11 protein-coding genes are annotated in these 13,761 nt (G+C 74.4%); 8 read left to right on the top strand and 3 right to left on the bottom strand.

The window, feature by feature from the left end; genetic code table 11:
- Positions 1-846, top strand: an 846-nt coding sequence (locus HGCM_RS07800) for a carbon-nitrogen hydrolase family protein (RefSeq protein ID WP_019136293.1), incomplete at its 5' end; no start/stop codon positions are given.
- 6 nt (positions 847-852) lie between these two features.
- Here HGCM_RS07800 and trhA read toward each other — a convergent pair.
- On the bottom strand, positions 853-1,611 hold the full coding sequence (gene trhA / locus HGCM_RS07805) for a PAQR family membrane homeostasis protein TrhA (protein WP_019136294.1): 759 nt from the start codon (positions 1,609-1,611) through the stop codon (positions 853-855).
- Positions 1,612-1,814: 203 nt separating this feature from the next.
- Here trhA and HGCM_RS07810 point away from each other — a divergent pair, with 203 nt between their 5' ends.
- From HGCM_RS07810 to HGCM_RS07830, 5 genes are all read left to right on the top strand, one after another.
- A complete protein-coding gene (locus HGCM_RS07810; protein ID WP_019136295.1) occupies positions 1,815-2,576 on the top strand; it encodes an isoprenyl transferase in 762 nt (253 codons plus the stop codon).
- A gap of 329 nt (positions 2,577-2,905) precedes the next feature.
- The gene (phoH2, locus tag HGCM_RS07815; RefSeq protein ID WP_019136296.1) at positions 2,906-4,291 is read left to right on the top strand and encodes an RNA 5'-3' helicase PhoH2; all 1,386 of its coding nucleotides are present in this window, start codon (positions 2,906-2,908) and stop codon (positions 4,289-4,291) included.
- A gap of 300 nt (positions 4,292-4,591) precedes the next feature.
- Positions 4,592-7,912, top strand: coding sequence for a S8 family serine peptidase (locus HGCM_RS17495; protein WP_161604972.1), 3,321 nt, complete (start codon positions 4,592-4,594; stop codon positions 7,910-7,912).
- 164 nt (positions 7,913-8,076) lie between these two features.
- On the top strand, positions 8,077-8,736 hold the full coding sequence (locus tag HGCM_RS07825) for a PadR family transcriptional regulator (protein ID WP_019136298.1): 660 nt from the start codon (positions 8,077-8,079) through the stop codon (positions 8,734-8,736).
- Positions 8,737-8,739: 3 nt separating this feature from the next.
- The gene (locus HGCM_RS07830; RefSeq protein WP_246119445.1) at positions 8,740-10,383 is read left to right on the top strand and encodes a DHA2 family efflux MFS transporter permease subunit; all 1,644 of its coding nucleotides are present in this window, start codon (positions 8,740-8,742) and stop codon (positions 10,381-10,383) included.
- 86 nt (positions 10,384-10,469) lie between these two features.
- Here the strand turns inward: HGCM_RS07830 and HGCM_RS07835 are convergent, their stop codons facing one another.
- Complete coding sequence (locus tag HGCM_RS07835; protein ID WP_019136300.1) at positions 10,470-11,891, bottom strand: class II fumarate hydratase; 1,422 nt, start codon at positions 11,889-11,891, stop codon at positions 10,470-10,472.
- A 122-nt stretch (positions 11,892-12,013) separates the two neighbouring features.
- Here HGCM_RS07835 and HGCM_RS07840 point away from each other — a divergent pair, with 122 nt between their 5' ends.
- On the top strand, positions 12,014-12,358 hold the full coding sequence (locus HGCM_RS07840; RefSeq protein ID WP_019136301.1) for a DUF2087 domain-containing protein: 345 nt from the start codon (positions 12,014-12,016) through the stop codon (positions 12,356-12,358).
- A gap of 13 nt (positions 12,359-12,371) precedes the next feature.
- Here HGCM_RS07840 and HGCM_RS07845 read toward each other — a convergent pair whose 3' ends face one another.
- Entirely contained in the window at positions 12,372-13,415 is a 1,044-nt protein-coding gene (locus HGCM_RS07845) for an adenosine deaminase (RefSeq protein WP_019136302.1), read from the bottom strand.
- Positions 13,416-13,577: 162 nt separating this feature from the next.
- On the opposite strand from HGCM_RS07845, the gene HGCM_RS19785 reads away from it, so the two are divergent.
- A partial coding sequence (locus HGCM_RS19785; RefSeq protein WP_040399004.1) for a variant leucine-rich repeat-containing protein occupies positions 13,578-13,761 on the top strand: 184 nt, incomplete at its 3' end.

The following is a 13,761-nucleotide window of genomic DNA, read 5'->3' on the forward strand; positions in this document are numbered from 1 at the left end:
CGGCCGCAGCCGCCCGTGCGGCCCGCCGTGCGGATCACGCTCGCGCAGGTCGCGGCCAGCGACGACGCCGCGGCCAACCGCGCGGTCGTGGCCGACGCCTTCCGGACGGCCGCGAACGCGCACGCCGACCTGCTGGTGCTCCCGGAGTACGCGAGCGCGTTCGACCCGCGGGGTGTCGGCCCCCGGCACGCGGAGCCCCTCGACGGCCCGTTCGTCGCGCTCCTGCGCGAGCGTGCCGCCGCGACGGGCGTGGCGGTGGTGGCGGGGACGACGCTGCCGGGTGGCGCCCCGGCCGAGGACGGGGCCCAGCGGGCGGTCAACGCCCTCGTCGCGGTGGACGGCACGGGCGCGCTCGCGGGCGTGTACCGCAAGGTGCACCTCTACGACGCGTTCGGCCAGCACGAGTCGGACCGGCTCGCGCCCGGCGACCCGGCGGCGCCGCCGCTCGTCCTGGACGTCGCCGGCGTCCGCGTCGGCGCGGTCACCTGCTACGACCTGCGCTTCCCGGAGTCCACCCGTCGCCTCGTGGACGCGGGCGCCCAGGTGCTGCTGGTCCCCGCCGCGTGGGCCGCCGGCCCGCTCAAGGCGATGCACTGGCGCACCCTGGCCGTGGCCCGCGCCATCGAGAGCACGAGCGCGGTCGTGGCCGTCGGCATGGCCGGCCGGGGCGTCACGGGGCGGTCGCTGGTCGTCGGCCCGGACGGCGTCGTCGGGCTCGAGCTCGACGAGGCGCCGGCCGTGCGGACCGTCGACGTCGACGTCGAGGCGCTGCTCGCCGTGCGCGAGGCGAACCCGTCGCTGGCGCACCGCCGCTACCGGGTGGTCCCGCGCGACGACGGCGCCTGACGCGCGTCAGGCGGACGCGTACGCCGCGATCGAGACGGCGGCGTAGTGGCAGCCGTAGCCCACGACCGTGAGCACGTGGAAGATCTCGTGGAACCCGAACCAGCGGGGGCTCGGGTTGGGCCACTTGGTGCCGTAGACGACGGCGCCGACGGTGTAGGCCAGCCCGCCGCCGGCGATCAGCCACACGACCGTCGGTCCGCCGCTCTCCCAGAACTGGGGCATGAACCAGACGGCCACCCAGCCGAGCGCCACGTACACCGGCACGTACACCCAGCGCGGGGCGCCGAGCCAGAAGATGCGGGCCAGCAGCCCGACGAGGGCGCCGGACCACACGACGACCAGCAGGGTGCGCGCCGTCGCGGCCGGCAGCAGGAGCACCGCGAGGGGCGTGTAGGTGCCCGCGATGATGAGGAAGATGTTCGTGTGGTCGAGCCGCCGCAGCACGGCCGCCGTGCGGTCGGACCAGCGGCCGCGGTGGTAGAACGCGCTGGTGCCGAAGAGCATGACCGCCGTCAGCCCGAACACCGCGGTCGACCACCGCGCGGCCGGGGTGGGGGAGAGCACGACGAGGACGATCGACGCGACGAGGACGAACGGCGAGACGCCCGCGTGGACCCAGCCGCGCAGCCGCGGCTTCACCGTGCTGGCCACCTGCTCGACCGCGCGCTGGACGCCGCCCGCCACGTCGTCGCGCAGCGAGCCGTCCGGCGGCGGCGTCGACGGGACGTCGGCGCCGCGCGGGCTCGGTGCGGGCGTGGGGCTCATGCGTCCTCCTTCGGGGCCGGGGGCCGGCCGCTCGGTGCCGCGAGGGGTGTGCCGGCAGCGCCGGCCGGTCGTCGTCGGTGCGGCACAGCGTAACCTACGCGACCGTAACCTACGGACGCGTAGGTAGCCGTCCGGCCCCGGCGCCGACCCCCCGGCGAGTAGCCTGGCCGCATCCACCCCGGCCCGCGAGACGAGGAGCGCGCGTGCGGCTGCCCCACCTGCTGTACGGGCTCTACGAGCGTCGGCTGCGCGCCGGCCTGCAGCCCGACGCCATCCCGCGCCACGTCGGCGTGATGATGGACGGCAACCGGCGCTGGGCCCGCAGCATGGGCGAGTCGACGGCGCACGGCCACCGCCGGGGGGCCGACAAGATCGCGGACGTCCTCGAGTGGAGCGAGGACGTCGGCGTCGAGGTCGTGACCCTGTGGATGCTGTCGACCGACAACCTCGCGCGCCCCGCGGAGGAGCTCGAGCCGCTGCTGCAGATCATCGAGGACGTCGTCGGCGAGCTCGCGAGCACGCGACGCTGGCGCCTGCAGGCCGTCGGCGCCCTGGAGGTGCTGCCCGACCACACGGCGCGGGCGCTCAAGGAGGCGCAGGAGGCCACCGCCGACGTGCAGGGGCTGCACGTCAACGTCGCCGTGGGCTACGGCGGGCGGCGGGAGATCGCGGACGCGGTCCGCTCGTTCCTGCGCGAGCACGCGGAGGCCGGCTCCAGCCTGGACGAGCTGGCCGAGGCGTTCGACGTCGAGCACATCGCCGAGCACCTGTACACCCGGGGCCAGCCCGATCCCGACCTCGTCATCCGCACGTCCGGCGAGCAGCGGCTCGGCGGCTTCCTGCTGTGGCAGAGCACGCACTCGGAGTTCTACTTCTGCGAGGCCTACTGGCCCGACTTCCGGCGCGTGGACTTCCTGCGCGCCGTGCGCGCGTACGGCGCGCGCGAGCGCCGGATGGGGCGCTGACACCGGGTTCGTCGCCCGCGTGCCGTGGCCGCCGGCGGTCGCCGGCGCCGCGCGGGTGAACCCGCGTGAACACCGTGTGACATCTGCGCGTGTCGCGCCGCGTCCTGCACGCCCGCGGGTGTGACGCGGGTTACGTTCGCGGCAGAGGACGGCACCCCCGCCGTCCCCGGGAGGCCAGCCCATGGAGCATCCGCTCCGGGAGGAGGGCCGGTCCCGGCCCGATCCCGGGCCTGGCCGCCCTCGTCCCGTCGCCGATCGCCAGGGCCCGCGCGCGCGGGTCGGCGGACGGTGCCCGGCACGGCGCTAGCAAGCGCCGGAGGGAGCCTGCCGTGGTCAGCAGCGCAACGCAGCACGACGAGCCCGCCGCCCGCCCGCACGCGGAGGGGGACGGCCGTCGCACGCACGTGCTCGACACCTCCGTCCTGCTGTCCGACCCGCGGGCGATCCTGCGCTTCGCCGAGCACGACGTCGTCCTGCCGGTGGTGGTCGTGACCGAGCTCGAGGCCAAGCGGCACCACGCCGAGCTCGGCTACTTCGCGCGGTCGGCGCTGCGGATGCTCGACGACCTGCGGATCGAGCACGGCCACCTGGACCGGCCGATCCCGCTCACCCCCGAGGGCGGGACGCTGCGCGTCGAGCTCAACCACACCGACCCCTCGGTCCTGCCCGCGGGCTTCCGGCTCGGCGACAACGACACCCGGATCCTGTCCGTCGCGGCCAACCTCGCGGCGGAGGGGCACGACGTCACCGTCGTCTCGAAGGACCTGCCGATGCGCGTCAAGGCGTCGGCGGTCGGGCTGCGGGCGGAGGAGTACCGCGCGGAGCTCGCGGTCGACTCCGGCTGGACCGGGATGGACGCCCTGGACCTCACCGAGCAGCAGATGTCCCAGCTCTGGGAGCACGAGTCGGTGCCCCTCGCCGACGTGCAGGGCGGCGGCGGCCTCGCGGCGGCCCCCGTGCCGGTCGACCTGCCCTGCCACACCGGGCTCGTCCTGCACAGCCCGCGCGGCTCGGCGCTCGGTCGCGTCACGGCCGACAAGCACGTCCAGCTCGTGCGCGGCGACCAGGACGTGTTCGGGGTGCACGGCCGCAGCGCCGAGCAGCGCATCGCGATCGACCTGCTCCTGGACGAGGAGATCGGCATCGTCTCGCTGGGCGGGCGCGCCGGCACGGGCAAGTCCGCGCTCGCCCTGTGCGCGGGCCTGGAGGCGGTGCTCGAGCGACGGCAGCACCGCAAGGTCGTCGTCTTCCGGCCGCTGTACGCGGTCGGCGGGCAGGACCTCGGGTACCTGCCGGGCAGCGAGGCCGAGAAGATGAGCCCCTGGGCGCAGGCCGTGTTCGACACCCTCGGCGCGCTCGTGAGCAACGAGGTCGTGGAGGAGGTGCTCGACCGCGACCTGCTCGAGGTGCTGCCGCTGACCCACATCCGCGGCCGGTCGCTGCACGACGCCTTCGTCATCGTCGACGAGGCGCAGAGCCTCGAGCGCAACGTGCTCCTGACGGTGCTCTCCCGGATCGGCCAGAGCTCGCGCGTCGTCCTCACGCACGACGTCGCCCAGCGCGACAACCTGCGCGTCGGCCGGCACGACGGCATCGCGGCGGTGATCGAGGCGCTCAAGGGCCACCCCCTGTTCGCGCACGTGACCCTGACCCGCTCGGAGCGCTCGCCCGTCGCCGCGCTCGTCACCGAGCTGCTGGAGGGCATCGAGGTCTGACCGTCCACCTGCTCGCGACGGCCGTCCGGTCCCCGACCGGGCGGCCGTCGCCGTCCCCGGCCGCGGCACGCGCGCGTCCGGTTCGTCAGAGATGACGGTGACTCGGGTGAAGGGCGGAGTTTGCACCCGCTGCGGGGGAAATATCAAGGTCTGTCCTGTGAAGGAACCGAGGGGTTAGGTTCGCGACGGTGCGTGCTCGTACCACCGAGTAACAGAGCGAGGAGTTCGCTGATGAGCCATCCCCCGCGACGTCGGGCGTTGACAGTGATCGCGACGGCGTCCTTGATCGGAGCCTTCGCCGTGAGCCCGGCAGCAGCCGCCCCGGGCGACCCCGACGGGTTCACCGCCACCGCGGTCGAGCCGTCCGGCAAGCCGATCGACACGGCCAAGTCGGCGCGGGCGCAGCTCGCGAAGTCCGACCCCGCGCTGCTGAAGAGCACGAGCTCGCGGCGCACCACCGTCATGGTCAAGCTCGACTACGACGCGGCGGCCGGCTACGCCGGCGGCGTCGACGGGCTCGCCGCGACGAGCCCGAAGGTCACCGGCGAGCAGCTGGACCCCGCGGACGCTGCCGTGAAGAAGTACCTGCGGTACGCGGACCGGCAGTCGGCCGCCGCGGCGAAGGCCATCGAGAAGGCGGTGCCGTCCGCCGACGTCACGGGCACGTTCAACGTCGCGTACGGCGGCCTCGCCGTCACGCTCCCGGAGAACCAGGCGAAGGCGCTGCTGGCCCTGCCGGGCGTCGCCGCCGTCCAGCAGGACAGCGTCGAGCAGCTGCAGGTCGCGACGACGGGCCTGGCCGCCGCGTCCTCGAGCACCGGGCTGCAGAACGGCACGACGAAGTTCGTCGGGGCCGAGAAGGTGTGGAAGCAGCTCGGCGGCCGCGACCACGCGGGCGAGGGCGTCGTGGTCGGCGTGCTCGACTCCGGCATCTGGCCCGAGCACCCGATGATGAAGGACCTCGGCCTCGAGACGCCCGAGGGCGGCCCGTGGGCCTGCGAGTTCGGCGACGGCACCGACCCCGAGCTGGGCCCGGCCTTCGACTGCACGAACAAGCTCATCGGCGCGCACGCGTTCCTCGACACGGCGCTCGCCCAGGGCGTCGTCGGCGAGGACGAGTACTGCGACCTGGCGACGGACGAGTGCTCCGCGCGCGACTCCGACGGCCACGGCACGCACACCGCGACGACCGCCGCCGGCACGTACACGAAGACGGCCGAGCTCCTCGGCGTCGACCGCGGCCCCGTCGCGGGCGTCGCACCGGGCGCGTCGGTCATCGCCTACCGGGTCTGCTCCGAGTCCGGCTGCTACAGCTCCGACTCGGTCGCCGCGGTCCAGCAGGCGATCCTCGACGGCGTCGACGTCATCAACTTCTCCATCAGCGGCGGCAACTCGGCGTACACCGACCCGGTCGAGCTCGCGTTCCTCGACGCGTACGACGCGGGCATCAGCGTCAACGCCTCCGCCGGCAACGACGGGCCCGGCGCCAGCACGGCGAACCACGCCAGCCCGTGGGTCACCACCGTCGGCGCCTCGACGTCGAACCGGGAGTTCGGTACGGACCTGAAGCTCACGGCCGACAACGGCGACACGTTCACCAAGGAGGGCGTGACGGTCACCGACGGCGTCACCGACGGGCCGGTCGTCCTCGCGCAGTCCGTGGCGGGCTACACCGGCACCGACCTGTGCTCGACGCCGTTCCCGGCGGGCTCGGTCGAGGGCAAGGTCGTCGCGTGCAAGCGCGGCGGCAACGCCCGCGTCGAGAAGGGCTACAACGCCCTGCAGGGCGGCGCGATCGGCATGATCCTCTACAACCCGACCGCGTCGGACGTCGAGACCGACAACCACTTCCTGCCGACCGTGCACCTCGAGGGCCCGAACGACGAGCTGCTCGCGTTCCTCGGCTCGCACACGGGCGTCACCGCCACGTGGACCGAGGGCCAGGTGCGGGCGGCGCAGGGCGACGTCATGGCGGGCTTCAGCTCGCGCGGCCCGCTCGGGGAGTTCCTCAAGCCGGACGTCACGTCCGTCGGCGTGCAGGTGCTCGCGGGCAACACGCCCACGCCGGTCGCGCTCGCGTCCGGTCCTCCCGGGCAGCTCTACCAGGCGATCGCCGGCACCTCGATGTCCAGCCCGCACGCGGCCGGCGTCTCGGCGCTCGTCCGGGCGGCGCACCCGTCGTGGACGCCGGGGCAGGTCAAGTCGGCGCTCATGACGTCGTCGGTCCAGGACGTCACGAACGTCGACGGCTCGGTGGCCGGGGTCTTCGACCGTGGCGCCGGCTCGATCCGCGCCGACCGCGCGGTCAAGCCGTCGGTGACGTTCGACGTCAAGGCCGCGGACTACGTCGCGAGCGCGACCGACCCGCTGCACCGCGTGGACCTCAACCTGCCCAGCGTGCAGGTGAACCCGCTGCCCGGTGCGGTCACGACCACCCGCGTCGCCAGGAACGTCACGGGGCGGACGCAGTCCTTCACGGTCCGGACGACGGCCGCGGACGGGCTGAGGATCACGGTCACGCCGCAGCGGTTCACGCTGAAGCCCGGCAAGGCGCAGAAGCTGACCATCCTGCTCGACGGCACCGCGACGACCGAGGGCTGGCACACCGGCCAGATCACCCTCAGGACGTCCGGCTCGTCGAACGCGGTGCTCCCGGTGGCGGTGAAGACGGGTGCGGCCGAGGTCACGCTCGACCAGTCCTGCACGCCCACCGAGATCACCCGGGACGGCCTGACCACCTGCACCGTCACGGCGACGAACTTCGCCGCCGTCGCGGCGCCGGCGACCGTCCGGGTCACCTCGACGGACAAGCTGCCCGTCACCCAGGTCTCGGCGCCCGCGCGGCGCTCGGGCACGGGTGCCGTGTGGACGGGGACGCTCTCGCCGGCCGTCGCGCCGACCGTGACGTCGATCGTCCCGGGCGAGTCCCCGGCCGGCGGCTACCTGCCGCTGTCGGCGTTCGGCATCGCCCCGGCGACGGGGTTCGGTGACGAGACGATCCAGAACTTCACGGTCCCGGCGTTCAAGTACGGCGACGAGACCTACACCTCGGTGGGGGTGGACTCGAACGGGTACGTCGTCGTCGGCGGTGGCACGGCGGACGACAACGACTGCTGCAACCCGCAGACGTTCCCGAGCACCGCCCGCCCGAACAACGTGCTCGCGCCGTACTGGACGGACCTGAGCCTCGACCCGTCCTCGGGTGGCGGCGAGATCCGGGTCGGCACGCTGACCGACGGCGTCGACACCTGGCTGGTCGTGGACTACGCCGCGGTCCGCGCGTACGGCAGCACCGCGGCGAACACCTTCCAGGTGTGGATCCAGACGGGTGACACCGAGGGCCAGTGGTTCTCCTACGGCACGCTCGGCGGGCCGAACGGCCAGCCGCTGTCGGTCGGCGCGGAGAACCGTGACGGCACCAGCGGCGTGAACGTCGCGTCGGTGGCGTCCGACACGGAGTACGCGATCACGACCGAGGGTCCGACGGCGGGCGGGTCCGTGTCCTTCACCTACAAGGCCAAGGGCCTGAAGAAGGGCACGCACACGCTGACCGCGACGCTCACCACGCCGATCCTGCGGACGACCCCGATCGCGAAGGACGTGATCACCGTCATCCGCTGAGCCGGCCGGGCCCCGGCCCGCACCGCCTGACCGCCGAGGGCGTCATCCCGCGAGGGGTGGCGCCCTCGGCGCACCGTCTTGACGGCGTCGACACCCCGGGTTCATTATTCCGTTTGGAATAGTCGAACCGGAGCGTTGTCGGTGCCCGTCGGAAGGATGTCGTCGTGCCTCAGGAGCTGTCCGCGGTCGCCGTGCTGCTGCTCGCGCTGCTGCAGGAGGGGCCGCGGCACCCGTACCAGCTGTACCAGGCGCTCGTCGCCCGGGGAGACGACCGGCTCGTGCGCGTGAACCCCGGCGCGGTGTACCACGGCGTCGAGAAGCTCGAGCGCGAGGGGTACGTCCGGGCCGTCGGCACCGACCGCGAGGGCCGCCGGCCCGAGCGCACCACGTACGAGATCACCGACGCCGGCTCGAGCGCGTTCGAGCGGCGCCTGCGCAGCCTGCTCGGGGACGAGCACCAGGTGTACCCGCTGTTCCCGGTCGGCCTCGCCGAGGCCGCCGACCTGCCGCTCGACGACGTCGTGCACGAGCTGCGGCGCCGCCGCAACCGCCTCGACGACGCCTGCACGCTGCTGCGGGCGCGCTACGAGGGCGCCCGCGAGAACGGCATCCCCCGCCGGTACATGCTGGACGTCGAGCACGAGATCGCTCTCCAGACCGCCGAGGTCGCGTGGCTCGACGCCACGATCGCCGACCTCGTCGCCGGCGCGCTCGACTGGGGACAGCCGTTCCCCGTCGACGCCGTCGCCGCCCGCGCCGCCGCCCGTGCGGCCCAGGGCGACCCCACCGCCATCCGGTACCTCCAGCACCGAGACGAGGACTGACCCGTGACCACACCCGCCCCGCCCCGCGCGGTGGTCGACCTGCACGGGCGCAGCCCGTGGAGCGTGCTGCCGCCGCTGTGCCTCGGCTTCTTCATGATCATGCTCGACACCACGATCGTGAACGTCGCCGTCCCCACGCTGATGAAGGACCTCGACGCCGACGTCACGGCCGTCGGCTGGGTCAACAGCGCCTACCTGCTCACGTTCGCCGTCCTGCTGCTCGTGACGGGCCGGCTCGGCGACACGTTCGGCCCGCGCCCCGTCTTCATCGGCGGGCTCGTCCTGTTCACGCTCGCGTCGCTGTGGTGCGGCGTGTCCGGCTCGGTCGAGATGCTCATCGTCGCCCGCGCGGTCCAGGGCGTCGGCGGCGCCCTCATGACCCCGCAGACCATGTCGATGATCACCCGGGTGTTCCCGCCGCAGAAGCGCGGGGCGGCGATGGGCGTCTGGGGGGCCGTCGCGGGGGTCGCGACGATCACCGGCCCCGTGCTCGGGGGCCTGCTCGTGCCGATCGGCTGGGAGTGGATCTTCTGGGTCAACGTGCCGGTCGGCGTCGTCGCGCTCGTCTTCGCGCTGCGCAACCTGCCCTCGCTGCCCACCGCCCACCGCACGTTCGACGGCATCGGCGTGGTGCTCTCCGTCGTCGGCATGTTCCTGTTCGTCTTCGGGCTGCAGGAGGGGTCGACGTACGACTGGGGCACCATCCGTGGGCCGATCACCGTGTGGGGCGTCATCGGCGCCGGCGTCGTGATCCTCGTGCTGTTCGGCCTGTGGCAGCACCACCGCGGGGACGACGCGCTCATGCCGCTGCGCCTGTTCAGCGTGCGGAACTTCTCCCTCGCCAACGTCGCGGGCTTCGCGGTGACCTTCGCGATGACCGGGATCTTCTTCCCGTTCACGATCTTCCTGCAGGTCGCCCTCGGCATGACGCCGCTGCACTCGGCCCTCGTCGGCCTGGGCGGGTCCCTGCTGTCCGGGGTGGTCGCGCCGTTCGCCGGCCGCCTGTCCGACCGGGTGCCGGCCAAGTGGATCGTGGCGACCGGCTTCGCGGTGCTCGTGGGCGTCGTGTGGGCGCTGTCGGTGCTCGTGGCACCCGACGTGCAGGTGTGGAAGCTCGTCGTGACGATGTGCTTCTTCGGCATCGGCACCGGCTGCCTGTTCTCCCCGCTGGCGAACGTCGCGACCTCCGGCCTGGACTACCGCAACGCCGGGGCAGGTGCGGGCGCGTTCAACACCAACCGGCAGATCGGCGGCGTCGTGGGCTCCGCGGCGATCGTCGCGCTGTTCACGTCGCGGCTCGCGGTGGAGATCCCCGCCGCCGCGCGGACCGCCGCGCAGCAGCTGCCGGAGCAGGCGCGCCAGCCGTTCGTCGACGCGTTCGCGCACGTGGACCAGGAGGCGCTCGCGGGCGGGGCCCAGGGATCGTTCCCGCTGCCGGACGGCGTGCCGGCGAGCCTCGCCGACCAGATCGGCCGGACCGCGCTCGACGCGGTGCACACCGGGCTCTCGGCGGCCGTGGGCCAGACCATGACCCTCACGGTCGCGGTGCTCGTCCTCGGCCTGCTGTCGGCCCTGGCGATGAAGGGCGTGCGACCGGTGCACCACGAGGCGCCGCCCGCGCCGGCCCCGGTGGACGCCGTCGCCTGACGCACGACGGACCGCAGCCGGCAGCGCCCGGACGACGACCGGGCCCGGCCCCTCCGCAGGGAGGGACCGGGCCCGTCGTCGTCGGCTCAGCCCTGCGGCGGACGAGTCATGCTCAGCACGTCCAGCGCGCCGTCGAGCTGCTCCTCGGTGACCTCGCCGCGCTCGACGAAGCCGAGGTCCACCACCGCCTGCCGGATGGTCAGGCCGTGCTTCACCGCGTGCTTGGCGATCTTCGCGGCCGACTCGTAGCCGATGACGCGGTTGAGCGGCGTGACGATCGACGGCGAGGACTCGGCGTACGCGCGGGCACGCTCCTCGTTCGCGACCAGGCCGCGCACCGTCTTGTCGGCCAGCACGCGCGACGCGTTGGCGAGCAGCCGGATCGACTCCAGCACCGCGTTCGCGATGACCGGGATCTGCACGTTGAGCTCGAAGGAGCCCGACGCGCCGGCCCACGCGACCGTGGCGTCGTTCCCGACCACCCGCGCGCCGACCATGAGCACCGCCTCCGGGATGACCGGGTTCACCTTGCCCGGCATGATCGACGAGCCGGGCTGCAGGTCGGGGATCGCGATCTCCGCGAGGCCGGTGTTCGGGCCCGAGCCCATCCAGCGCAAGTCGTTGCAGATCTTCGTGAGGCTGACGGCGATGGTCCGCAGGGCACCGGAGAGCTCGACGAGGCCGTCGCGCGCGCCCTGCGCCTCGAAGTGGTCCCGGGCCTCGGTGAGCGGGAGCCCGGTGTCCTCCCGCAGCAGCTCGATGACCCGCTGCGGGAACCCGGCGGGCGTGTTGATGCCGGTGCCGACCGCCGTCCCGCCGAGCGGGACCTCCGCGGCGCGGGGGAGGGCCGCCTGCACGCGCTCGACGCCGTACCGGACCGCGGCGGCGTACCCGCCGAGCTCCTGCCCGAGCGTCACGGGCGTCGCGTCCATGAGGTGCGTCCGGCCGGACTTCACGACGCCCGCCCAGGCGGTGGCCTTCTCCTCGAGCGCGGCGGCCAGGTGCTCGAGCGCCGGGACGAGGTCGCGCACGACGCCCGCCGTCGCGGCGACGTGCACGGAGGTGGGGAACACGTCGTTCGACGACTGCGACGCGTTCACGTGGTCGTTCGGGTGGACGTCACGGCCGAGGCGGCGCGTCGCGAGCGTCGCGAGCACCTCGTTGGTGTTCATGTTCGAGCTCGTGCCGGAGCCCGTCTGGTAGACGTCGACGGGGAAGTGGGCGTCGTAGGCGCCTCCGGCGACCTCGTCCGCGGCGGCGACGATCGCGTCGGCGACGTCCGCCGGGAGCACGCCGAGCTCGGCGTTCGCCCGAGCCGCGGCCTTCTTCACCCGCGCGAGGGCCTCGATGTGCGCCCGCTCGAGGCCGTGCCCGGAGATCGGGAAGTTCTCGACCGCGCGCTGCGTCTGCGCGCGGTACAGGGCGTCGACCGGCACCCGGACCTCGCCCATCGTGTCGTGCTCGATCCGGTAGCGGGCGTCGTCGCCGGCTGGGGTGGCAGCAGTCATGGCTCAATCCTGCCGCACCCTCGGCGCGGTCCCCGGGCGCGGACGTGTGAGGTACGTCGGACCCGCAGGGACGGCGCCGGTCCGGGGTGGCACGCCACGGGAGCGGACGGCAGCATGGCCGCGTGCACGAGGCGGCAGCGACGAGCGAGGCCCTGCCCTGCGACGCGGAGCGCTTCCTCGTCGGCGGGCGGCTGCGGGTGATGCCGCGGCGGCAGGCCGACCGCGACCTCGTCCTCGCGCACCTGGCGGCGCGCGTGCTCGGCCCGGGCGAGGAGGCCTCGGAGCCGGAGGTCACCGAGCGGGTGGCGGCGCTCGCCGACGACCCGCTGCGGCTGCGCCGGGACCTGGTGGAGGCGGGCCTCGTCGGCCGCCGCGCCGACGGGGTCCTCTACTGGCGGGAGCGCCGCACCGCGCACGACGAGGAGCCGGGCGCGCGCCCGGCGGTCGAGGGCCCCTGGCTCGTCTGACGCCGCTCGGGACTCAGGCCCGCCGCGCCGCCGCGTCGGCCGGCTCGGCGGCCAGCCAGCCGTCGATCCCGGTGAGCAGCCGTGCCTTCACCGCGTCGGACGCGCGGCTCGCGCGGACCGAGGCCCGAGCGAGGTCGGCGAGCCCCGCGTCGTCGAAGCCGAGCGCGCGCGCGGCCTCGTACTGGGCGACGAGGCGCGAGCGGAACAGCAGCGGGTCGTCGGCGCCGAGCGCCACGGCGGCACCGGCGTCGACGAGCGTGCGCAGCGGGACGTCCTGCGCCTGCGCGAAGACGCCCAGCGACACGTTCGACGCCGGGCACACCTCCAGCGCGACGCCCTCGTCCACCACGCGCTCCAGCACCCGCGGGTCCTCGGCGCTGCGGACGCCGTGGCCGAGCCGGTCGGGGTGCAGGTGCTCGAGCACGTCCTCGACGTGCGCGGGGCCGAGCAGCTCGCCACCGTGCGGCACGGACGCGAGCCCGGCACGCCGCGCGATCGCGAACGCCGGGGCGAACGCGCTCGTGTCCCCGCGCCGCTCGTCGTTGGAGAGTCCGAAGCCGACCACCTCGCCGGGGCCGTCCCCCGCGTGGCGTGCGGCGAGCCGCGCGAGCGTGCGGGCCTCGAGCGGGTGCCGCATCCGGGACGCGGCGACGACGAGACCGACGTCCACGCCCGTGCGGGCGCTCGCGGCGCGCGCCTCGTCCATGACGATCTCCACGGCGGGCGTGATGCCCCCGACGAACGGCGCGTAGGACGTCGGGTCCACCTGCAGCTCGAGCCGTCCGGAGCCCTCGCGGGCGTCGTCCTCGGCGGCCTCCGCGACGATGCGGCGCATGTCCGCCTCGGTGCGCACGCACGCACGCGCCGCGTCGTAGAGACGCTGGAACCGGAACCAGCCGCGCTCGTCGGAGCGGAACCGGAGCGGGTCCGCCTCGAGCAGCGCGTCCGGCAGCCGGACCCGGCGCTCGGCCGCCATCTCCGCGAGCGTCTCCGGCCGCATGGACCCGGTGAAGTGCAGGTGCAGGTGCGCCTTGGGGAGCCGGGCCAGGTCGCGCACCGGGTCAGTCTGCCAGCCGGGGGGCGGAGCGCTGGTCCGGGAGGGTGAACCGGCGGCACCCAGGGAGGACGCGCCGCCCGGACGCTGGCGACGACGCCCGCGCGTGCCGATGCCCAGGCGCCGGGCGCGTCCGCGCCGCACACCGTCCGCCCAGGGGGCACCGTGTCGTCCGACCTGTTCGCCGCTCTCGTCACGAACCCCGCGACGACGCCCGCGCAGCTCGCCGTCGTGGCGACCGAGCGCCCCGACCTGCGGGTGCACGTGGCGCGGCACCCCGCGGCCTACCCCGAGCTGCTGGCGTGGCTCCGGGCGCTGGGCGACCCGGCGGTCGTCGCGGCGGTCGACG

The sequence above is a fragment of the Cellulomonas massiliensis JC225 genome, assembly GCF_000312005.1.
Classification (GTDB): Bacteria; Actinomycetota; Actinomycetes; order Actinomycetales; family Cellulomonadaceae; genus Cellulomonas; species Cellulomonas massiliensis.